Here is a 23,675-nt window from a genome sequence, read left to right on the forward strand (position 1 = left end):
TGTCTCCTCTCCCATCAGAATACACCGCAGGAACCTGGTCCCCCTGCAAAATCAAGCCCGCAGCTTCCTTGTTCACTGAAGAGATCCGCCACTTCCTCCCGATGAGCAGGCGGAATCACAAAGCGGTCATTATATTTGGCAATGGCGAGCAGTCGGTACATGTCTTCGACTTCCTGTTTGTCCATACCCACCCGGTTAAGTAACGCAGGATCACTGGTTTTTCCGGTTTGCTGATTCCGCATGTGGATCCGCATGACCGCCATTTTGCGCAGTACATCACGTATGCGTTCCGTGTCTCCTGCGGTGAGCAGATTGGCCAGATATTCTACTGGTATTCGCATGTTGTCAATGGCAGGGAAGATATCATTTGCATCCAGCGAACTTCCCTGCCCTTCTACCCGATTCGTGATCGGGCTCAGCGGAGGAATATACCATACCATCGGCATAGTCCGGTATTCCGGGTGAAGCGGAAGCGCAATGCGCCAGTCCACAACCATTTTGTAGATGGGCGACTGCTGAGCGGCGATGATCCAATCCTCCGGAATGCCGGCCTCCCTTGCTTCGCGAATTACTTCAGGGTCATGCGGATCCAGAAAAATATCCATTTGTGATTCATACATATCCTGTTCACTCTCCGCGGAAGCCGCCGCTTCAATGCGGTCTGCATCGTATAACATCAGACCAATGTATCGGATACGACCGACACAGGTTTCCGAACAGATCGTTGGTAAACCCGCCTCAATCCGCGGAAAACACAGGGTGCATTTCTCGGCTTTGTTGGTCTGCCAATTGAAATATACTTTTTTGTAAGGGCAGCTGGACACACAGAATCTCCAGGCTCGGCATGCGTTTTGGTCGACCAGCACAATACCATCCTCTTCCCGTTTGTACATCGCTCCCGAAGGGCAGGAAGACACACAGGAAGGATTGAGGCAATGTTCACAGATTCGCGGAAGGTACATCATGAACACCTGTTCAAAATCCATTTTGATCGATTCCTCGACACCATTCATGTTGGGATCTTCCATCCCGGTCACATGTGCACCGGCCAGATCATCTTCCCAGTTCGGCCCCCACTCCAGGTTCATGTATTCACCCGTAATTTGGGATTTGGGTCTAGCCACGGGCTGATGCTTTTTCTCCGGACTACTCGTCAATTTCTCATATTCATAGGTCCAGGGTTCGTAATAATCGTCGATGGTCGGCTGATCCGGATTATGGAAGATATTAAGCAATCGTCTGGTACGTGTACCGGATTTCAACTCCAGCTTGCCATTTTTCATCTCCCAACCGCCGCGATACCGCTCCTGATTCTCCCACTGTTTGGGATAGCCGACTCCCGGCTTGGTCTCTACATTATTCCAATACATGTATTCCGCACCCGATCGGTTTGTCCATGTATTTTTGCACGTAACGCTGCACGTATGGCACCCGATACATTTATCCAAATTCATGACCATGCTGACTTGTGCTTTAATCTTCAAGCCAATCCACCTCCTGCAGTTTTCTAATGATGACATTCAGGTCACGCTGGTTGCCTGTTGGGCCATAATAATTGAATCCATAGCTTAACTGGGCATATCCGCCGATCATGTGGGTCGGCTTCACATGAATCCTTGTCGGACTGTTGTGCGTACCTCCGCGGGTTTCTGATATTTTGGTCCCCGGAACGTTAATGTGCCGATCCTGGGCGTGATACATGAATGCCATTCCGCGAGGAATCCGGTGAGTAACTACTGCACGGGCTACGACAACACCGTTCCGGTTAAAACATTCAATCCAGTCATTATCGACAAGCCCCGCTTCCTCCGCATCCTCATGATTCATCCAGATCGTCGGGCCGCCCCGGAACAGCGTCAGCATGGGCAGTGCATCATAGTACATGCTGTGAATCGACCACTTGTTGTGAGGCGTGAGATAGTTGAGGACAATTTCCTTGCCGCCTTCAATAGGACGTTTGCTGTTAGGTTGGAAAGGCGTATGTTTCAGCACTGGTTTGAACGTCGCCAGTGTCTCCCCGAACTCGCGAAGCATTTCGTGGTCAATGTAGAATTGCTGTCTGCCTGTCAGCGTACGCCATGGAATAAGCCGTTCCACGTTGGTTGTAAATGGCGAGTAGCGTCGGCCGCCCTTTTCCGATCCGCTGAATGCCGGTGACGTAATAACCGTTTTGGGTTTGGAAGTAATCTCATCAAAAGTAAAACATTCTTCCGAACGCTCTTCTGCCAAGTCCTTGAGATGCAAATCTGTTTTTTGCTCAAGCGATTCCCATGCACGTACCGCCATCTTGCCGTTTGTTGTCGTGGATAGGGTCAGAATGGCTTCAGCCACATTTCGGTCAGTGCTCAAGTCAGGACAACCTTGCCCTGCTCCCGCTTGCCTGCGCGTACCCAGAATGCCCTTGAGTTTCTCGTACTCTTCACTGGCTGACCAAGAGATGCCCTTGGTTCCAATCGGTTTATCCTTCACCACAGGACCAAGCGAGATCATCTTGTCATATACCGCCGCATAGTCGCGTTCCACAACTTGAATGTGAGGCATCGTTTTGCCGGGAACAGGCTCACATTCTCCCGCACTCCAGTCTCTGATCTCGCCATACGGTTGAGCCAGTTCATCGGGTGAATCATGCAGCAGCGGTGTCGCCACAATCTCATGCTGCGGTCCGTCGAATTGCTGCGCGGCCATCTCCGAGAAGACACGTGCGATCTCCTTGAAAGTGTCCCAATCCGAACGGGACTCCCATTGCGTGGCGACTGCCGGATTAAACGGATGCACGAACGGATGCATATCCGTGCTGCTTAAATCACTTTTTTCATACCAGGTCGCAGCTGGCAAAACGATGTCGGAATACATCGCTGTTCCTGCCATGCGAAAATCAAGATTGATCATCAGATCCAGCTTGCCCTCGGGTGCTTCATCCACCCACTCCACGTGTTCTGGCCGTAAGCCATTATCATCATCGTTCAGCAAGCCATTTGTTGCACCGAGCAAATGTTTCAGGAAATACTCATGACCTTTGCCCGAACTGGAGATCAGATTCGCTCGCCATACAAACAGCACACGAGGGAAATTCGCCGGGTCATCCGGCTGTTCAATGGAGAACTTGAGGTTTTTATTTTTCAATTCCGATGCCACATAAGCACCCATTTCCTCTTTCGTTGTGGCTCCAGACTTGATAGCATCTTGATGCAGATCAATCGAATTTCGATTGAATTGTGGATAAGACGGAAGCCAGCCCATGCGGGCAGCCATGACATTGTAATCTGCGACATGTTGGAATCGGGGTTCACCCTCCAGTGCTGAAGTCAGCTCGCCTACTTTCGTTTCCTCGTATCTCCATTGGTCCGTTGCAAAATAGAAGAACGATGTACCGTTCTGAAGACGTGCTGGCCCTGTCCAGTCACGGGCAAAGGCAATCGTCTGCCATCCCTCTGCGGGACGAAGTTTCTCCTGTCCGACATAGTGAGCCCATCCCCCGCCATTAACGCCCTGACAACCGGTCATGAGAATCAGGTTGATAATCGCACGGTAGATCACGTCCGAGTTGTACCAGTGGTTGATCCCGGCTCCCATGATAATCATGGAACGTCCCTGGGTATCTATCGCATTCTGGGCAAATTCACGCGCAATCTGCACCACGGTTTCCTGCGGTACGCCTGTAATCTGTTCCTGCCACGCAGGTGTGAACGGCTTCACTTGCCCACCATTCAGCAAACCATCCACTGACTCATACGCTGTACTTCGTCGAGCCCGCGCCATGTCAGGGATCGTGATTACTTCGGCAGAATCTGCTGAACGTGTCATTTCACGTTCTACTCCATACTTAGCAAGGACCAGATCATACACTGCAGTTACCATAATCCAGCGATCCTCAAGCCATATTTGACGAACAGGAATTTGACGTTCCATAACATGCCTTCCCTCATCGTCAAAATAAGGCAGCTGAATCGTGACCAAGTCATGATGCACCCCGAGAAGAGATAACCGCGGATCAATGGGTTCGCCATTCTCGACCTGTTCCATTTTCAGATTCCAGGTCCCTTCCTCACCCCAGCGGAATCCCAGGCTTCCTTTCGGCATCGCATATGTACCGCTGTTATCGTCGTAGACGAGTGTTTTCCAGGCCATATTGTTGCCCGTGATGCCCAAGTCCTCTCCGACAAGAAATCTGCCGGCTGTGTGTACTCCATTTTTCTCCTCCACGATCAGCAGGTTTGGAAAATCCGTATATTGTTTGGCATACTGCATGAAATATTCCGTAGGTTGTTCGATATAGAATTCTTTGAGAATTACATGTCCCATAGCCATGGCAAGAGCTCCGTCAGTACCTTGTTTGACTGACATCCATGTGTCCGCAAATTTGACATATTCGGCATAATCCGGGCTGATGGATACGACCTTCGTTCCCCGGTAGCGTGCTTCAGCCAAAAAATGAGCATCTGGTGTACGCGTCATTGGCAGGTTGGAACCCCAGACAAGAATATATCCGGAATTGTACCAGTCACTGCTCTCCGGCACATCGGTTTGATCGCCCCAAATCTGTGGTGAGGCTGGAGGCAGATCGGCGTACCAGTCGTAGAAGCTGAGCAGCGGCGATCCCATCAGGGACAAGAATCGCGAACCTGCGGCATAACTGACCATTGACATGGCAGGAATAGGCGAAAAGCCAATAATTCGATCAGGACCGTACTGCTTGATCGTATGAATAAGGGAAGCCGATATAATCTGGGTTACTTCACTCCATGACGCACGGATCAATCCCCCCTTACCGCGAACGGATTTGTATTTTTTGACCTTATCCGGATCATCCGCAATACTGGACCAGGCCTTGACCGGATCACCATGCAATTGAAGTGCCTCACGCCACAGATCCAGCAATGCTCCTCGAACGTAAGGATATTTAACACGCAGCGGACTGTAGAGATACCAGGAAAAACTCGCTCCGCGCGGACATCCTCTTGGTTCGAATTCCGGCATATCCGGACCTGTGGAAGGATAATCGGTGGCTTGCGTCTCCCAGGTAACAATTCCGTCTTTCACATAGATCTGCCAACTGCAGGATCCGGTGCAATTGACGCCATGTGTCGAACGCACAACTTTGTCATGCTGCCAGCGCCGCCGATAGACGTCCTCCCAGTCCCGGTTTTCCGGTGACATCTCGCTCCAGCCCTCCGCATTCTTTTCCCGTTTCGCAAAATATTTAAGTTTCCCCATCCATGGTGTGCTTTGCTTACTCATTGTTTTCCTCCTGCTAATATGACATGTAGTTTCAGATCGGAATCACATCCAGAGCCGACATTTATCACTTTTATTCTGCTAACCACCGATTTGGGACATATGCCGGAGGGACGGAACACCTCGGATCTCTTCACCTTTTAGAGCCTTGAGCATGTCGTGTGTCTCGGGCTTAACCCCCAGTGCTCTGAGAAACATGGCTTGAACTGCACTGTCGTTCCCGACATGTGGACGTACGTTGAATTCATCCGACCAATAAAGACAGGGCTTGATATTCCCGTCTGCCGTCAGTCTCATTCGGTTACATGTACCGCAAAAGTGACTGCTTACAGGGTGAATCAGACCAAATGTACCAGCTGCCCCATCAATACGGTAACTATCTGCCGGGCCATTACTATAGACATCACAGCTTGTGTAATTCCACCTGGCTTCGCATGTATCCAACACTTGCTGCAAAGACATGAAACTCGATTTCCAGGCATCACCGCTCTCCCCTATGGGCATGTATTCGATGAAGCGGACATGAATCTCATCATCCAGAGTCAAGCGCAGAAAATCCTCCACCTCATCATCATTCACGCCTTTCATTAGCACCACATTCAGCTTAATCGGCTGAAGTCCGGCTTTTTGGCTGGCTCTCACTCCATCAAGCACCCGTTGCAGTCTTCCTCCCCTGGTAATTTTGGCAAACCGTTCAGGGTTCAGGGAATCCAAGCTGATATTCACTCTTGTCAGCCCTGCTGCTTTCAGTTGGTCCGCACAGGCGGCCAGATAAATGCCATTCGTAGTCATTGCAATATCTTCAATGCCAGGAATCACAGATAAATTTGCAATTAGTTGGTCAAGTCCTTTTCGAACAAGAGGCTCCCCTCCGGTCAAACGCAATTTTCTGATTCCGAGTGGAGCAAGCGCCTGAACAACGGAGACAATTTCTTCATATGACATAATCTGTTCCGCTGGCTCAAACTGCATGCCTTCCTCTGGCATGCAGTAAACACATCGCAGATTGCAGCGGTCTGTAACCGAAATTCGAAGATAATCATGAATTCTTCCAAAGGGGTCGACCAGTCTTGCTTTCATATCAGGCTCCTCCTTCCTCTGGGTATGATCTCTCTATGACTGGATGGAGGACTGAAACCATCCCTCTCATCACTTGTCATCTTGTCGCTAAATATAAGGATGTCTCCGTATCGTAACTGTGCAAAAAATCACAATAACTGAAACATAATGCACATCACCTATTTCTAAATCTCCCGTAATCCGTGTCCCAAGCTGGAAGCGAGTGAAAATAAGGCAAGATTATGACAAAACAAAATGTGTGAGCACGCTCACACAGGTGTCTACACATCTTTTTTATACTCAGTTTGCAGCACCACACTAAACCGATTCAGGAGGAATAACCCATGAACACATATGCAGCAACCATTAATGCAACCGAGTATCCACCGCATCTGAAACATAAAATCATCTTCGAGACTTTTGAACAATTGCCGCCGAATGAAGCCATGCTGCTGATCAATGACCATGATCCGGTGCCATTACGTTTCCAGTTTCAATCCACTCATCCAGACGGTTTCACCTGGGAATATATCGAACAGGGTCCTTCTGTCTTCCAGATTAAAATCAGTAAATTGTAAAATGGATGCTCCAAACTGAGCACGAACTTAAGGATTGGATGTGAGCCGCATGTCTTCAACGGATTACCGAATAATAGAACTCGATGTCCGGCCCCATTTAAGCAAAAAGATAGAGCCGTTCCAACTCATTATGAGTACCGTTAAGGGGCTGGACCCCATGGATGTGTTTGTGCTCCACACTCCTTTCAAGCCGACACCCCTGCTCGGCATTCTTAAAATGAGAGGCTATTCCCATACTTCGGAACGAATCAATGCCGAGCATTGGTGTACCACTTTCGTACACCGGAAAAATAAAACATGGTCCAAGGACGTGACATTCAATAACGCAGAAGTCCTGAACCTGGAAGAAGCTTCCTCTGGCTGCACTGGCGAGCCTGAATCAACTAAATTTACTTACAGCTCTGATGAGACGACCCTGTCCCCAACCATCACATTGGATAACCGGGGATTAGAGCCGCCACAGCCCATGATGAGAACACTGGCCGCACTAAAGCGCTGTGAGCCTGGACAGATGGTTCTCATTCATAATGACCGTGTTCCTGTATTTCTGATGGAAGAGCTGAATAATCTCGGATGCTCTTACACCGTAGAGGATCAGGTGGATGGTACAGCCAAGCTTAGAATCGTAAAAGGATAAGGGAGGGAAGCGTCATGTCCAGGCTGCCATTTTGGTTTATCGGTACAGGCATCCTCGGATTTATTGCGTACCATGCGTTTTCCCTTCTGTCCCTGACAGGCTGGCTTGGTGATGAGTTACGAGGGCCGGAAGGATGGTTCCATGCCCATCTGTTTGTCTTGGGATGGGCGACCATGCTGGCCATGGGGGCTGTATATCAACTGACTCATGTGATTTTGCAATCGGATATTTATAGTACACGGCTTGGTTACATTCACTATATGATCTTTAGCATCGGTGTCCTTGGCATGTTATATGGTTTCATTCGGGCAGATGTGCACTGGCTTGCTGGTTTTGCTACCTGTGCCCTGATTGGGATTCTGCTGTTCGGGTGGAATATGGCGGTCACGCTATATAAAGCATCGCAATGGAATCCCATTACGGTAAGTACGGCTTGTGCTTGTCTCTATTTGGTTCTTACCGCGCTGACGGGCATGTTAATGGGCTTGAATTTTGCCTTCGGACAATGGAACGGACTGCATGAACGAATATTCGGGGCTCATATCTGGATGGGGACCATCGGATGGTTCGGCATGTTAATTACTGGATTTAGCTACAAAATGCTGCCCATGTTCTACCTTTCGCATAATTACCCGGTCCGACTTCAAAAGGTAGTCCTGTTATTGTGGAATGCAGCTGTAATCACAGGTGTTATGGCATTTCTGACCGATCTGAAGAGAGGTATGCTCTGGCTCGCACTCCTGTTACTGACAGCAGGTATGCTGGTTTACGTACATCATTTGGAACAAATCCAGGAAAAACGTCACAAAAACAATCCCGGTCCAGGCATCCGCTGGTCTGTCTACGCAAGCCGTGCACTGGGAGCTTTTATGGTCGCCCTGTTGATCTATGCGTCGCAAGGACCTGAACTGCTGCTTCATCCGCGGGTAGTCCTTCTGGCAGGTTGGATCTACCTTGGTGGCTGGGTCTCATTAACCATTCTGGGTTATGCATCGAAGATTGTCCCCTTTCTATGGTGGACGCACAAATATGGCAAGCAAGCCGGTAAACCAGGAACGCCTCTTATGGCTGGCATGTTAAGTCAACGACATGTGAGCTGGGGATTGATCGCAATGGTTGCTTCCAGTCTTCTGCTTATCAGTGGTGTGTTGATCAATCTGGCAGAGGTGATGATGGTCGGCGGTACCCTTTTATCTATCTTCTCTATGGCTTATATCTTCATGATTGCAAGGGTGTTCAAACATTAAGAATGGAACTGGAGCGTGGAACGTATGGAACAGACGGAACAGGTGAACCCACTAGTTGAATGTCTTAAGGAGGTCTACGACCCGGAGCTAGGCGTTAACATTGTTGATCTTGGGCTCATATATGAAGTTCAGGAGGAGCCGGAACGGGTTTCGGTCCGCATGACATTGACCACTCCGGGCTGCCCGCTTCATGATACGATTCTCGGAGCTGTGAAATGGGTATTGCAGGAGCATACAGATCATAAGGATGTCGATGTACAGTTGGTATGGGAACCCCAGTGGTCTCCCGAGATGATGTCGAATGAAGCAAAGGAAATGCTGGGATACTTTTAAGTTGGTAATCCATATGGCTCGTGAGACGAACATATAAACACGATAAAAAACGTACTAAAACTCTGCATTTAAGAGAGTATAGTACGCTTTTTGCTTGGTATGATTTTTTATTATTGTTGTGGATTTTACAGACTGGAGCGATTCAGTTCCATTTATACGTCCCGGGCATACGATTCATCGGGCACCTTGTTCAATACAACAAATAACCGTGCTTCACGTGATCCCGTGTTATGGAACGCAAAGGTGTCCTCTCCACTGCAGCAGACTACATCCTCCTGCCGGATCTCTTGTTCAACACCATTCAAGCTCAACGTTCCTTCCCCTTCCATAACAAGGACAATCACATCCGTTCCCGGATGTTTATGAACAGGCAGTTGTTGTCCCGGCAAAAAATGAAGTGCAAATGTCACCCCACCGTTGTGTTGAAACAAAATGCGCTTTGTAAAACGTTCTGGATGAAACTCCTTTATGGCTTGTAAAGAGATTGTGCTCATCGTTTATTCCTCCTTCGATGTTCTGGAATAAATTCATCATAGAGCACAATAGCCGGGATCACCTTGATTGGAATCAAGGAATCCCGACTATGGCTCTCCATGATATTCTGTTGAGCAACGCCGGCTTAGTGTGATCTATACCATCATTTTGCGCAGCGAAGAGATATATTTTGCACGAATAACAAAGAAATAAAATGTCTGTGCCAGCAAAAACGCACCGAATACAGTTAATACGGGAACGGTATAGTTGGCGATCCCGAATTGAGTCAGGAACGGTCTAACTACAACCAGTGTTTCCACGATCGAGATCAGAATAGGGAAGAAAAAGAGAACCGCAATCTGAATCGTGGATGATCTCTTCATCTCCTGGAAACTGAGTCCCATCTTCGAAAGGGAATGTACCATTCTTCCATCTGCTTCGAGATCCGTGTGCAATCGGAAGTACAGAAAACTTGCTGACGAGATTGAAAAGATCAAACCGATAAAAATACCCAAGAAGGTAATTAGCGCTGTTGTCTGTCTGAATTCTTCGAAATCAGTATATCGTGTCGTAAAATAACCGGAGAATTCCCTATCCGCAGAGCGCTCCTTTATGACTTCATCGATGTCTTTCAAGCGGTCACTGACCAGAGCTTCAGATGATTCACGATCCGGTACAGACTGTCCCCATGATGGGATTTGATAAAGATATTTGCCAGAAAGCTCGCGCTTATCTAATGACTTCGTGAGTTCGTTATATTCTTGATCATTGATAACCGCCACGGCTGTTGAATAGAGGATATCGCTATATACTGGGTCTTTTTCAGTATGCTCGATGTTGACTTCCAGAGACTCCGATTCGGTATTCAGCACGAGCTGATCTCCATCCGCATGTGGACGAAATCTTTCATTCTCTAACGGCCTGTCATCATTCCTGGAATCAATAAAAATTCCTGAGTGATCTGCCAAAGTGTACGTCGGTTTGCTCCGCATGGTGTTGAAACGGTTGAAGTCACTTAAGGACATCACTGTTATACGCATGTCATCCGTGTTCGCATATAGATACTCCAGATAAACCTCCTGATAATCCAGGCCGGCAGCGTCCAGAACCTCATTAACAGGAGCCATATTGGGCTGGTCTAATGCATTATATACGTTGTAACGAATCGGGAACACATTGTCTTTAAAGACCTGACGATTTTGCTGATCCAGAGATAGGATGACTACAGCGCTCATCGATGCGATGGCAATCACGACCGTCACCATAAACAGCATGCGTGCATTATCCTTAATCTTGTAACTCATCTCTGAAATCCACAACAATCGGGTTCCGTGCCACACCCGCTTACGGTTGCGTTTCATCAATCGAATAGCCAGAACTGAGAGCTGGGAGTAGAAAAAATAGGTCCCAGCTATGCCTGCTACCGCAGCGATCAGTATGTTTCCACCCGATAAATCATTGTATAGGGCAATAAAACCGACCGACAGCAACGCAAGCCCTATAAGTGAAAGCAGCCAGGATGCTTTGGGCTCCTTTTTCGGTTTACTCGTACCTTTTAACAACTCGAGTGCCCGCTTGTTACCGATAAAAAGCAACGTAAACAGGGAAATACAGAAAAACAGCAGCAAAAAGGCACCAACCGTAATCAAAATCGCTTTTGTCGGGAAATAAAAGGGCAGATCCTCCATACCGATAAACCGAGTAGTGAGCATAAGGAACAGCTTGGACAACAACATGCCACCACCTATTCCAGCCACAATGGACAGGGAACCAATCAGCATATTTTCCATGATGACGAGTCTTCGAATCTGTCCTGGTTCTGCACCCAATATGGTCAAGATGCCGAATTCCTTATTCCGCGATTTAAGAAAAGCACTGATGGAGTACATGACGAAAAAGATTGCAAATACATACACAATAATTGAAGCAATTTGCATTCCAGACGCCGTTGTCTTGCCAATCGGCATATTCGCCACATAAGGATGATAGCTGAATACCGCATAAGCGAAGAAGATCATAACCATAAATACACTACTCAGAAAAAAGGCAACATACGCCCGTCCATTCCGCCGAATATTATTAAACGCGAACTGAGGAAAGCTCATGTGAATTACCTCCCCAGAAGGATAAAGTGTCGATGATCCGCTGAAAGAAGGTCTGACGGTTATCCCCGCGATGGACCTCTGCAGCCAGTTTGCCATCCTTGATAAATACGATGCGATGACAGAAACTGGCGGCAAGTGGATCATGCGTCACCAGCATGATGGTCGTTTTCTCTTGCTGATTAATCTGTTCAAGTGATTCCATCACGGCTTGCGAAGAGGTGGAATCCAATGCCCCTGTCGGTTCATCCGCGAGCACGAGCGATGGCATGTTAATCATTGCTCTGGCGATGGCTGTACGCTGCCGCTGTCCGCCTGAAATTTCATAAATGCGTTTATCGAGTATGTGATCAATCCCGAGCTGGTTCGTGATCCGTGTCAACCTGCTCTCCATTTCCTTATATTTTACCTTGTCCAGCGTTAACGGCAATACGATATTCTCTGCAACCGTCAGCGTATCCAGCAGATTGAAATCCTGAAATACAAATCCGAGTTCCCTGCGCCGGAACATGGCGAGTTCTTTTTTTCTCATATCAAAAGGATTCATGCCGTTAATCAGCACTTTGCCCGAACTGGGTTCATCTATTGTAGAGACCATATTCAGGAGCGTCGTTTTACCACTTCCTGAAGGACCCATAATGCCAACAAACTCACCCTGTTTGATCGTCAGATGAATATCGCTAAGGGCCTGAGTTTGTACTTTACCCTGGTATATTTTATTAAGTGCCGAGACCTGTAACATCTCCATAACTATTCCCCCCAATGTATCATTCTTGTGTTCCCTTATTTTATCCTAACGGACCGGCTTCAGGCCCGCCATCGATTTACCTTAAACTTTCCTTACAGTGAACTTAAGGTTATGTTCTCTTCCATGATGTAAATTAAATCATAGCTGTTCTTGTATTTCAGCTCTACGAACCGGCTTTTCGAATGAGTACAAAAAAAAGAAGACATGACGCATAGAGCAACGTCATGTCCTTGCTGAAACTAACCCCGAACTTATCACATTTAGAATGCCAGTTAGGATATGACCAATTCAGATCCCAAATCAGCCTTATTCCATCCTATTATTCTAACCCTTTAACCCAATTTTCCACCGTATTCTGACCGAATATCGCCAGATTCAGTGGCATTTCTGCAACATAGACCCGGTGACCCCTTTTAGCGAGTTCCCTAACCAATGGGGAATAGCTCTCCGGTTCTACCAAGCCTCCTGGATAAAAAATGATGTTGGGCTTGGTCGGCTGCATATCTTCCGCTCTCCCAGACATTCTATCAAAAAGCAAAAAACAGGACAGCCAATCGTGCCTGGCCAACCTGATCACACACATAAATATCTGATTCCGAATCACAATACTGCCCTTTTTTACTGCCAACAGGCATAGTGCTCTTACTTTTGATTCATCCAACTGAAGCGGACCAGCGTTCCTTCATCCAGTTTGGAGAATAGTTCAACCTGGTTCCCCAGACGTGCACTTATCTCGCGGACAAGATATAACCCCATCCCGGTGGACTCATGATACTGCCTTCCCCTCTCCCCTGTGAAGTAAGGATTAAACACTCGATGAATGTCTTCCGCTGATATGCCAATTCCTTCATCCTGAACATCCAAAATGGTGCGGTCTCCCTGAACGTAAGCGGTCATAATGACCTTTTTGCCAGATCTGCTGTCCGAGTAGTTAACGGCATTGGTCAAGATTTGGGTAAACATAAAACGCAGCCATTTGGCATCACTGTATATGTGGAGATCCTCTTCGATTCGGATGTCCGGTGTGATACCTTTGCGAATAAACAGGCGACGATTTTCAGCAATACTGCCTCGGATCACTTCACCAAGAGAGAGACGCTCTACACGAAAGTCTCCTTCAAACTGTTCCAATCTGGAAGAATGAAGAACCATCTCCAGCCCTTTGCGCATCTTGTCCAGTTCATCCTGAATGCTTCCAGCCGTCTGATCCTCCACATCCTCCAGTGTTAATTGAATGATCGACAATGGCGTCTTCATCTGATGAACCCAGCGATTCATAAAAACGACCTGCTGCTCGTTTCGAGTACGCAGTTCACCCATCTCTTGCTGTCGATTTCGTTCTTGTTCGTGGATTACCCCTTTAATGGCTTGCGCCATTGGAGCATGACCCAGCGGCTGAAAAGGTTCCCTGACCAGTTTCTTTGGCTCTTGAAGTGCGCGATAGACATGATGAAGCTGAGCATAACGCACAATCAGATACACGACGAAGATAACCGTGCTGATCAACATGCCGTACAGGACAATACGAATAGGACGAGACTCGCCCGAAAGCCAGTATACTGAAGGGACTATTAGCATCTGAAGCAAATAGAAGCCAATCAGGGGTAACTGGTCTCTGAAGAAAAGTTTCATTTACAAGCCCTCCTGAGCAGCCGTCCCCAAATCGAGTAAACGATAGCCCGCTCCCCGAACCGTCTCCAGCAAATCCTCTGCACCCAGGTCCTTCAGCTTGCGACGGACACGGGTAATATACACATTCAATGTATTATCATCGATAAAGTGCTGATCCTCCCACATCAGATCAAGCAAACGTTCACGACCAACCACCCGCCCAGCCTTGCTCATCAATGCTTCAACCAGAACAGATTCTTTTTGGGTCAGCTCCACAGTTAGATGATGAAGTTCAAGTACGAACCTTTCGGGGTACAGCACCATGGGTCCATTTCGGACTTTTAACTCTTGCTGGGCTGCAGCATACGTGCCATACGCCCTGCGCAGCTGGCTTCTCACCTTGGCCAAAACCACCTCATATTGAAAAGGTTTGGTAATATAATCATCTGCACCGTGTTCCAGCGCCATAACCTGATCCATACCGCTGTCACGTGCTGAAATAAATAAGATGGGACATATGGAATGCGTGCGGATCTGCCGACACCAATAGTAACCATCATATTGTGGAAGGTTCACATCCATAAGGACCAGATCCGCACCGATCTTCAAAAATTCTTCCAGTACATGGCGGAACTCCTCCACGACATGTACCTGGAAACCATTTCGGTTGAGATACGATGACAGTAAGCCTGCGAGCTTGGCATCATCTTCAACCAACAATATCGATTGCATTGTATAACCTCTCTTTCCGCACCAGAATGCCCTGTTCACATCTAGTTACCCATTCTAGACGGAAATGCCTCGGAAATAAAGGGTCAGACGACGAGATGTCCTCGTTTCTCTGCAAGCCCAATGGTGGCTTCCACCCCGGAATTAAATTCAAGAAAGTCCTGTTCCACCCCATCACTGAAAATGACTCCGTCTTCCGGCATCTGTGATACAATCCGCAGAGGTTGCTTCTGATGAACCTTTCCGAATACCAGGTTGGCCGCTGTTGTCCGGCTGGGAAACGGTTCTCGAACCGTAAAGTACAAATAAGGGGCATCCCATCCAAAGTTCTCCATTCTATTTTCATGAGTAATGGCACTCACCGAGTTGACATCTTCTTTCATGTGCATATGCTTCCATGCCTCGGAGCCAACAATGCCGGCTGCACCAGCCAGCACACTCTTGAACCAGCCCGTCGCCCCCAACCCGGTAGATACAATCACACCGCTGGATGACTGCTGTTCTACCGATGAACCGAGACGAACTTCATAACGGGCAGATACATGCGTCTTCCGTCCGATGAACAAATCATTAACCCCATACAGAAATTGTCCGTCATTCAGTTCCACTTTTGCCAGTGACACTTCTCTCAGGGAACGCTGCTTTCGTATGACATCCGGTATGATCATCTTCAGATCCTCCACGGTAAATGGAAGCAGTACTCCATCCCATCGCATGGGGTCGGGATTCACGCCGATGAGCGGCTGCTCTGTTACATATTTCAGCGTATTCGCCACAAGTCCATCCTGTCCTACAACCACAACGATATCCTGTTCACCAAATATAAAATTGGGCACATGTTCCCGATCAATGGTCTGCACCCGGCCGAGCTGACTCAGCTGTTGCTGAGCCTGCTGCACGGATTGCCGATAACGTCGATCCTCCTCCATATAATCGCTAAAATCAGCACCAAGACGTTCGATATAAAATTGGGCTTGTTGTACAGTGTTATAACGAACAACCAATTCTTCCAGTCTTGTTTTACGTTTCACTAAAATTAGTTTGCTATCGCCTAGATGGTTTTGGTCAGCATGTTGTATGCGCGAGGACTTACTTGTTTGCCCAAGTCTCATCGTGATCGACCTCCCTGTTCTCTGGCTGGTGCAGACATTAATCCTTGCAACAAATCAGGTGAGATGTTGAGCTGACCAATTTTGCCCGCATTCTCCGCCAGTTCCTGGAACGCCAGAGCAATCAGTTTATCCGAATTCATTCCCATGTTGGCCATCGCCTGAAGCACATTTGGTTCCACATCCTGCAATGATTTCATGACAGCAGCAATTTCATAGGCTTTCGCATCAGCTTCGGCATTATGATTGGCGATCGTCAATTCGATGAGCTGTTGTTTCCGCTCCTCCATTGCCGTGTTGAATTCAAGCTGCTCCTGCTCCATTTCATTCTCTTTCTGTTTGACCGAACGCTCTGCCTGCAATTGTGTTTCTCTGATTTGCTGCTTTTTCGTTTCTACGGCAATTTCGGTATTAAGTTCGTTTTCCTTCACTCGACGCTCCTGCTCAATGGAGGCATTCCGGCGCACATATAATGCTTCATCCGCTTGACGTAAAATTTCTTCGCGTGCCTGCGCCTCCAGCGCCCGCATCGTTTCCTTGTTTGGCAAAATGGCAAGAATGGATAAACTCATCAGTTCCACTCCCAGTTTCTCCAGCTCCTCACTTTGCACCACTTCACGCTTCATGCTGCTTGCGAGCCGTTCGCTGGATTGAATGGCCTCCTTGAGGGGCATCTGTTCCAAATGCTTTTTGGTCAATACTTTGGCTGTCGTTATCACGCGTTGGTCCAGCTTGCCCGGATCGTCAGAGATATACTTGTTCTTGCGTAAATTGTACGTGTAATTCAAACTTTGCGTAATTTTCAGGTAGTTCACAATGCGGTAGCTCAATTGGCCCTGAACCGTCACCGTTTGATAGTCAGCCGTAATTTCTTCGAACATAAAAGGAACATCCACGGAAGATACGGGCAGTACAACAACCGAAGTTGTTGGCTCGTAGTAGTAAAAGGACAATCCCACACCCTCTCGCTGTACCTTCCCATTTTTAATTTTCATTACATATTCACTGGGCTGAAACTTCACGAATCGGAATCCAAACATCGCTCATTCCCCATTCCTTAATAATGTCATTATGATATTATCGAAATGATAACAAACGTTTTTGATAATGTCAATATGACATTAATGATTTTCTTTTATATTTTTTTGATAACAAAAAGACCCGTCTCTTGGCCGCAGCTTTAAGACAGGTCTCAATTTCGTTTATTTGCTTATTTATTGGCTTGTGCACTCTTGGTGATTAGATCCACGAAAAGGTCAATCTGGGCCGTAATGGCAATCGGGTCATAGCGATAGAACGTATCAAAATCATTTTCGAAGAAGCGTTGATTTTTCACTGCCTCCAAACCATTCCATACCTTCGATTGTTTGAATTCCTTCAATGCATCTCCCTTTTTCTCAGGATCGTATACCGTCATGAACATATAATCTGCTGCATACTCCGGCAGCACTTCAAGAGATAATTGCACAGTCTGGTTGTCATTGCTGATTTTACTTGGCATTTTCAGCTTCAACGCATTATATACGGCTTGTCCGCCACGGCCTGCGTTGTCTCCAAATGTCCAGAGATCTCCTTTGTCGGTCAGTTCATATAGTCCTACAGTTGTATTCTCGTCAACAATGCCTTTCAGCTTCTCGCGTCCTTCTTCCGCCTTTTTCTCATAATCGGCAATAAATGCTTCAGCTTGCTCCTTCTCACCCATCAGGTCACCGAACAGCTCCACAGTCTTGTAAATGTCCGTTGCTGTTCCGTAGGGAATATGAACCGTTGGTGCAATTTTGGACAACTCTTCATAATTATCATCATACATCACCACAATCAGATCGGGCTGCAGTTCCAGCGTTTTCTCTACATTCACCGGATAACCAACATCCGTCGTGTTCTTCAGCTGTTCCTTAATAAACGGATTTTCAAAGGCACTTGGCTCCACACCAATCAGGTTGCCTCCAACGGACAAAATCTCACCGCCATAATAATCCGTTACAATACGCTGCGGATGCGCGGGAATGGTAATGTCACCTTTGGCTGTTTTGTAGATACGTGTCTCGTTATCACTTGATTCCTCGGATGCGTTATCATTTCCGGCACTGCCATTATTCTCTGTTGTTTGTCCGCTGCCGCTTCCTGTTTCATGATTTGCTGTCTCCGCACTGCCGCACCCGGCAAGAACAAGAACAAAGACAAGAAACAATGTGCATAACGATAGAGTGGATCTGAATCTCAACTTAAACATGATGGCCCCCCAAAAATCGCGTTATTTGATAATGGGAATCATTATCATTTGAATCATAGCAGAATTATTTTCATCTTGTCCAGATTAATGTTCGTTCTGAAAAAAAAAGTTGGAGAGCCAGCCTATATGGCTCAACCCTCCAACTCCACTAATTTACCCATTTTAATACAGCTGTTCCATCATTCTAGCAACGGCAACTGCTCCTTGTGCACGGTTAGCCGTCTGTTTCGGTGCGAAGGTTCCGTCGCTCATTCCCTTCAACAATCCTAGCTGCTGCATGGAAGAAACAGCCTGCTTCGCATAATCTGCGATATGTTCGTTATCCCTGAACTCAGCACCAGTGACTGAAACTGGGCCTAAATCTCCATCCTGTTTGGCAGTTTGAACTGCACGATCCAGTATCACTGCCATTTCTTCACGTGTAATGAGATCATGGACTCCAAAGGATCCATCAGCACGACCCTGAATGATGTTCATCTCTAAAGCAAGACGGATCGAATCGGAATACCATTGCCCTTCTGGCACATCACTCAGCAAAGATTGGGTTGCATTTGGCATATGAGTGCTGCCAATCCCTTGAATGACCATATGCAAGAATTGCCCTCTTGTCAGTTCTCCCAGCGGATCGAAACGCTTCTCGGACATCCCTGAGATAATCCCTTTACCATACAAATTCTTCACTTCATTTACTGCCCATGAATGGGTTTGTATATCTTTTAGAGGTATCTGAACCTCAGTTACAACAAAGGAACCGGATTGAAGGGGCTTGAAGGTCATTACCCCAGCAGTCTCATCATATGCGGAATACGTGACTGGTTTCATTGGACCATCTGGCAATATGGATTGCACAACGAGAACAGCATGATCTGACTTGGGTTTACCTGTACCCGAGAATGCAATTTCAATGGTCCGATCTGTCCAGGGTATTACTTCACCATCCACGAACAGATTGACGTTGATTACGGGATGATTACCGATGGCTGCTTTTTGTGTTTCGGATAGGTTCTCGGTGGAACCTTTCGATACTACAACATCAAGTGTTTTGGCAGCAGCATCGATCCTCTGCAGTGATTTCACCGGTATACGTACCGATGTAAGATCTACATTCAGCTCCAGTGACTCAACCTCCTGCGTTTGAATCCAAGCTGCCAATGAACTCGCAGGCACATGGAACGTCACAGCCTTGAATGTGCTGGGAACGTCAGCAATCAACTGCAGCTGTTTATTTCCTGCTTTCAATCCTTTGCCCCATTGAATCCATTGCTGCGCATCGGGTTGAATAGCGTACTGATGATCCCCGGTCAAAGTTCCTTTGACTAGGTTCGTACTACCTACTGTCTGGTTTTCCGTTTCCGGTGCAGGTACAGTAACAGCAGGGCTTCCAGTAGATGATGGCTGTGATGGTTGACTTGGTTGTGACGGTCCAGGGACTGTCTCTTGCCGCACCAACTGACGTATTGCCTCTTTTAACGATGAGTCCGCATGACTTATGTCTTGAACAGAAGCTTCTATATCGTCAATCCATTGTTTGGCTGCAGCGAGCGCCTCCGCCAGTTTGCTCCAGCTTGCAGCCGTGTATTGATTTTGCTGCAGTTTCGAAGCTGAATCCACGGTAGTCTGAAGAACCGTTTTGTCCGCAGGGAACGTACCATATGCTTCAAAATCCATGAATCCCACCCATGTTGAGCCAGCAGTAATGGTAACCCGAATATAACGCGCCTGTGTACGCTCTGGCAGAATGTGTCTTGGACTGGTGGAAACAACGACATCACTAGTTGTATCAACAACCGTGACATAGTTTTGATTGTCCTCAGACACTTCGATTTTGTATTTGATGCCGCCACTCCACATGGACATTTCGAACTTACGGATATTCGCAACGGTTCCGAGGTCCACTTGCCACCAACTGCCCACACTTTGATCTGTTCCCCAGGACGTATTGGGGTTGCTGTCAATGGCTCCGTTTGGTGAGTTGTCATGTCCGCCGCCCGTACCTGCGCTTGAGGAAGCCGTTGCTGTCTTGTCAGTTGTTAAAGCTTCCAGCAGAACAAGGTTGCGACCAGCTTGTTGAAGCTGTTCCTTAGCCTGATTGACTTCAGCCTGTACTGCATCCGGCTTGTCTCTCACGACAATGGCTGCCTGTAGAGCAGTTTGCAAAACATTCCAGCTCCGATAAGTATATGAAGATTCGCTCTGCTGCTGAGCCTCTTCTATGAGCTGTACCAACATGGTTTTGTCTACATCAGATAATCCCTGAATGGCTTTGTCCAGACTTGCAACTGCCTTATCCACTTCGGTCTGGGTAGCCCTCGGATCGGCCAGAACTTGTTTCGCCTTGGCGAGTGCTTTACTAAAAACAGTCCATGTAGCCGGTGACCAATCCGCTTCATGGAATGCTCCAGCTTCTGCGATTTTATCTTCAAGCGCCTTCCGAACGGCAGGAATGACTTCAAGCTGCTGCATGACGGCTTCGAGTGCAGCTGCAGCTGCATCTGTCTCTTGTTGTGTCAGGACCTCCGAGGTGTAAGCTTGCTGGTACACGCGAGCCGCTGCCTGAATGGCTGGTTCCAGTGTTGGCCAACTGGCTGGTGTAAAATCCGATGCCACCAATTCACTTGCACGTTTAATGGCAGCCCATAAATGCTGACGATCTGCCGGCACAGATTCCATGCCGCGTTTGTATACATCCAATGATTCCAAGGCACGTCCTTCGAAAGAGTACCCTCCATTGGCAGGATATTCATCGTAGTCGAACATCGCGTGGTTCTCCCAAGCATCACCCTCTGAAGCAATCCAGCCTACATTAGCCGCAATCCATGCCGGCTCCCAGTAAAAGAACCCTGCTCCGCGTCCATCAGGAACTTCTGCAATCAAATCCATAATGCCGGCAATGGCGTCATATTGACCTTGTACAGTTGCCGGAAAAGTTGCGCCCCCCACATGAAGTGCTTCCGGACTGCCTATAATGTTGCCATGAGCATCCCCATTTTTATAGGAGAACGGGTAAGAAGTCTCGGCAATGAGAACTTCTTTTTTATATTTGGCGGAGACATTATTCATTGTCTGTTGCACGTCCGCAAAGGTTCCGTGCCAGAAAGGATAGTAGGACAGCCCGATAATGTCATAATCCAGTCCACGCTTCTCCACTTCTCCGAAGTACCAATCAAACATCTCGGGTTTGCCGCCTTCAGCCAGATGGATCATGATCTCAACCTGATCGCCCCCATCAACGGCCCTCACTCCATCTACGCCACTCTGCAGCAGCGCGACATTTTCATCAAAATTCACATTGCTGTTCAAGCCGTTAAGAACACCGCTGTTAATTTCATTTCCGATCTGGACCATGTCTGGCATGGCACCCTCCGCTTTCATGTCGCCTACTACCTCGAAAGTATAATCAAATACGGCCTTCTTCAGTTCTTCAAAAGACAGGTCCTCCCATGCTTTGGGTCGAAGCTGCTGACCTGGATGAGCCCACTCATCAGAATAATGGAAATCGAGCAGGATCTTCATCCCCTTTTCCTTCACACGCTTGGCTAAGCGGATTACATCTGCCTTGTCATTATAGCCTCCTGACTTCTGTGGATCATTCCACAGACGAAGACGAACATAGTTCACACCGCGGTCCTTAAGAATGTCGAGCAGATCCCTTTCCACCCCATTGCTGTCCAGATATTTACCGCCATTGTCTTCGATTGCCGTTAGCGTTGAGATATCCACCCCTCGTATAAAATCATCGCGGTATCCCCCAACCTGTACATTAGCCACCGGCTGAATAAGTGCTCCGTATACCGCACCAGTAACGGTGAAGCTTCCAGTGGAAGCATACTCGGCAGGTTCTATTTCATTCCATGCCACCGGAATATTTGCCGATTTTCCATTCTGATAGAGAGCCTGAACTTCAGCAGGCATCACGGGTGCGACACCTTTTAAGGTGGAAATGTTAATCGGAGAATAAGCAGTAATAAGTTCTGGCTCAAGCCCCTCTTCCTGTCCCCATACTTTCAGCTCGGCAATGCCTGGCCACCAATCCGGTCCAGCGTAATAAGGAATGGTTACCTTCACGTATCTCACGTCATCTGCCTGAAAAGTCACTTTCGCCGTATCTTCGGCTGTTTCGTTTGCTGTCTGATCGGCAACTGTTGTCCATCGAACGGCATCTGATGATACTTCAACATGATACTTCACGATTTGGCCTTTATCTTTCCACGTCAGCTCAGCTCCGGACACCTGATATGTTCCTCCAAGATCAACCATCAACCAATGAGGCTGATCTGCTTCATTCCTGCTGTCTGCACTCCACTTGGTATCGGCGTTGCCGTCTACGGCATACTCCTTGTTCCCATTGTATTGCAGATCTTCCGCACTGACGGTAACCTGTTTGTTCAATGCCACGTTCACTTGGGCTGCAGCAGCTGGACGTGCCAGCATTCCCAAATCACAGAACAGCATTAACAAGACAAGACAGCCGCTTATGTATTTCTTCACTCTTTGTTTCCCCCTTTTGTTTGGTTGTACATGGTCTAATCATGGATGAGTCCTATCTAATTGTAAGCGCTTTATAACAGGCTGCGACACGGCATTATTCAAAGGAAACAGCATTTATTTTAACAGGTTGATGTTCTGGCTATTACCTGAAACGGACTCAGTCTGTCCCTTTTATCAGTACGAAAACAACGCCACAACGCAAAAAAACCTGTCCCTTTGCCTAAAGACGGCAGGGAACAGGTTTTGGTAAGCTATATTATTATATCGATTAGGGACAGTGCTGACCTTGTTATAAATCCAAAACTTTACCTTGTCCTTTCAATAGACAACCTCTTTTATTTGCTAAGTTTCAGTTCCAATTGCACCTGAATGTCGTTCTCGGTGGATAACACTACGGAGTGTGGATTCTCCATGTTGAAATCTTCGAACGTAACCATCGTTGTGGCAGACAACAATACCTGATCATTTTCATAAGCGGCCTTTGCATCAAAAGTGACTTCTTTCTCAACGCCTTTTACCGTAAGGGTACCGTTCATTTTAAACTCTGCCGTTTGCCCTGCCGTCCACTCCGCAGGTACGCCTTCAAATGAGGTTGCCGTAAACGTCGCTTGTGGGTGCGTGCTAACATCGAAGAAGTCTGCTTCTTTTACGTGATTATCCCGCTGACCGTTACCCGAGTCAATTCCGCTCATTTCAATCTGGCCGTCTGCTTTCATCTGGGAAGCATCGTCCACATTAATAGTCCAGGTTCCACTGACCTGCTCGTCCACAAAATTGACGGTCTCCTGCGATGTAGTTACGGAGAAATACACCTTCGAACCTTCGCTGATCGTCCAGTCTCCATTCAATTGCTCCGCGCTGGCTGCTTCATTCGCTACTGCTGTACCAGTGCCTGCATCTGTTGTGGATGCTGCCGTACTCGCTGGAAGTACCTGCTCGATATCCACGTTGTTCCCCATGAAACTGTTGGCGAAATAATAACCTCCGCCCCCGAGAATAGCAATCGCAGCCACGCCGGATATCACCCATGTTTTTGTCTTTTTGTTCATCTCTATCTCCTCCAATTGGTTATTGTATATGTTGGTTGTTGCA

The 23,675-nt window shown here is 47.5% G+C and carries 18 protein-coding genes; 4 read left to right on the plus strand and 14 right to left on the minus strand.

Annotation, left to right across the window (positions count from 1 at the left end; all coding sequences use genetic code 11):
• Positions 1 to 14: 14 nt before the first annotated feature.
• The 3 genes from narH to moaA all read right to left on the minus strand — a co-directional run bounded on the left by narH (position 15) and on the right by moaA (position 6,315).
• Positions 15 to 1,484 carry a nitrate reductase subunit beta gene (narH, locus tag AB3N00_RS14750; RefSeq protein ID WP_413035303.1) on the minus strand — a complete coding sequence of 490 codons (1,470 nt, stop codon included), beginning with the start codon at positions 1,482 to 1,484 and terminating at the stop codon, positions 15 to 17.
• Positions 1,474 to 5,238 carry a nitrate reductase subunit alpha gene (locus AB3N00_RS14755; protein ID WP_413035304.1) on the minus strand — a complete coding sequence of 1,255 codons (3,765 nt, stop codon included), beginning with the start codon at positions 5,236 to 5,238 and terminating at the stop codon, positions 1,474 to 1,476. Before AB3N00_RS14755 ends, narH begins: the two co-directional genes overlap by 11 nt.
• A 78-nt stretch (positions 5,239 to 5,316) precedes the next feature.
• Positions 5,317 to 6,315 (minus strand): GTP 3',8-cyclase MoaA, encoded by a 999-nt coding sequence (moaA, locus tag AB3N00_RS14760; RefSeq protein ID WP_413035305.1) that lies wholly within the window; start codon positions 6,313 to 6,315, stop codon positions 5,317 to 5,319.
• A 323-nt stretch (positions 6,316 to 6,638) separates the two neighbouring features.
• Here moaA and AB3N00_RS14765 point away from each other — a divergent pair, with 323 nt between their 5' ends.
• Genes AB3N00_RS14765 through AB3N00_RS14780 form a run of 4 tightly spaced genes read left to right on the plus strand, consistent with a single transcriptional unit; the run spans position 6,639 to position 9,089 of the window.
• Positions 6,639 to 6,872 carry a DUF2249 domain-containing protein gene (locus AB3N00_RS14765; protein WP_175397945.1) on the plus strand — a complete coding sequence of 78 codons (234 nt, stop codon included), beginning with the start codon at positions 6,639 to 6,641 and terminating at the stop codon, positions 6,870 to 6,872.
• Between the two features lie 49 nt (positions 6,873 to 6,921).
• Positions 6,922 to 7,509 (plus strand): DUF2249 domain-containing protein, encoded by a 588-nt coding sequence (locus AB3N00_RS14770; protein ID WP_413035306.1) that lies wholly within the window; start codon positions 6,922 to 6,924, stop codon positions 7,507 to 7,509.
• Positions 7,510 to 7,523: 14 nt separating this feature from the next.
• Positions 7,524 to 8,756: a hypothetical protein gene (locus AB3N00_RS14775; protein ID WP_413035307.1), complete on the plus strand. Its 1,233-nt coding sequence runs from the start codon at positions 7,524 to 7,526 to the stop codon at positions 8,754 to 8,756.
• Between the two features lie 24 nt (positions 8,757 to 8,780).
• On the plus strand, positions 8,781 to 9,089 hold the full coding sequence (locus tag AB3N00_RS14780) for a metal-sulfur cluster assembly factor (RefSeq protein ID WP_175397942.1): 309 nt from the start codon (positions 8,781 to 8,783) through the stop codon (positions 9,087 to 9,089).
• A gap of 152 nt (positions 9,090 to 9,241) precedes the next feature.
• Here AB3N00_RS14780 and AB3N00_RS14785 read toward each other — a convergent pair whose 3' ends face one another.
• The 11 genes from AB3N00_RS14785 to AB3N00_RS14835 form a co-directional block, all read right to left on the minus strand.
• A complete protein-coding gene (locus tag AB3N00_RS14785) occupies positions 9,242 to 9,583 on the minus strand; it encodes a cupin domain-containing protein (RefSeq protein WP_413035308.1) in 342 nt (113 codons plus the stop codon).
• 135 nt (positions 9,584 to 9,718) lie between these two features.
• Positions 9,719 to 11,668 carry an ABC transporter permease gene (locus tag AB3N00_RS14790; protein WP_413035309.1) on the minus strand — a complete coding sequence of 650 codons (1,950 nt, stop codon included), beginning with the start codon at positions 11,666 to 11,668 and terminating at the stop codon, positions 9,719 to 9,721.
• Positions 11,643 to 12,413 carry an ABC transporter ATP-binding protein gene (locus AB3N00_RS14795; RefSeq protein WP_413035310.1) on the minus strand — a complete coding sequence of 257 codons (771 nt, stop codon included), beginning with the start codon at positions 12,411 to 12,413 and terminating at the stop codon, positions 11,643 to 11,645. The genes AB3N00_RS14790 and AB3N00_RS14795 overlap by 26 nt, the downstream gene beginning before the upstream one ends.
• A gap of 319 nt (positions 12,414 to 12,732) precedes the next feature.
• Entirely contained in the window at positions 12,733 to 12,936 is a 204-nt protein-coding gene (locus tag AB3N00_RS14800; RefSeq protein ID WP_413035311.1) for an alpha/beta hydrolase, read from the minus strand.
• Between the two features lie 119 nt (positions 12,937 to 13,055).
• Positions 13,056 to 14,045 (minus strand): sensor histidine kinase, encoded by a 990-nt coding sequence (locus AB3N00_RS14805; RefSeq protein WP_413035312.1) that lies wholly within the window; start codon positions 14,043 to 14,045, stop codon positions 13,056 to 13,058.
• A complete protein-coding gene (locus tag AB3N00_RS14810) occupies positions 14,046 to 14,756 on the minus strand; it encodes a response regulator transcription factor (protein ID WP_413035313.1) in 711 nt (236 codons plus the stop codon).
• Between the two features lie 83 nt (positions 14,757 to 14,839).
• The gene (locus AB3N00_RS14815; RefSeq protein ID WP_413035314.1) at positions 14,840 to 15,865 is read right to left on the minus strand and encodes a sugar kinase; all 1,026 of its coding nucleotides are present in this window, start codon (positions 15,863 to 15,865) and stop codon (positions 14,840 to 14,842) included.
• The gene (locus AB3N00_RS14820; RefSeq protein ID WP_413035315.1) at positions 15,862 to 16,902 is read right to left on the minus strand and encodes an SPFH domain-containing protein; all 1,041 of its coding nucleotides are present in this window, start codon (positions 16,900 to 16,902) and stop codon (positions 15,862 to 15,864) included. The genes AB3N00_RS14815 and AB3N00_RS14820 overlap by 4 nt, the downstream gene beginning before the upstream one ends.
• Before the next feature lie 170 nt (positions 16,903 to 17,072).
• Entirely contained in the window at positions 17,073 to 18,095 is a 1,023-nt protein-coding gene (locus AB3N00_RS14825) for an iron-hydroxamate ABC transporter substrate-binding protein (RefSeq protein ID WP_413035316.1), read from the minus strand.
• A gap of 162 nt (positions 18,096 to 18,257) precedes the next feature.
• On the minus strand, positions 18,258 to 22,583 hold the full coding sequence (locus tag AB3N00_RS14830; RefSeq protein WP_413035317.1) for a glycosyl hydrolase 53 family protein: 4,326 nt from the start codon (positions 22,581 to 22,583) through the stop codon (positions 18,258 to 18,260).
• 335 nt (positions 22,584 to 22,918) lie between these two features.
• Positions 22,919 to 23,632, minus strand: coding sequence for a YceI family protein (locus AB3N00_RS14835; RefSeq protein ID WP_413035318.1), 714 nt, complete (start codon positions 23,630 to 23,632; stop codon positions 22,919 to 22,921).
• Positions 23,633 to 23,675: the final 43 nt, after the last annotated feature.

The organism is Paenibacillus xylanilyticus, assembly GCF_047246825.1.
GTDB classification, from domain to species: Bacteria; Bacillota; Bacilli; order Paenibacillales; family Paenibacillaceae; genus Paenibacillus; species Paenibacillus xylanilyticus_B.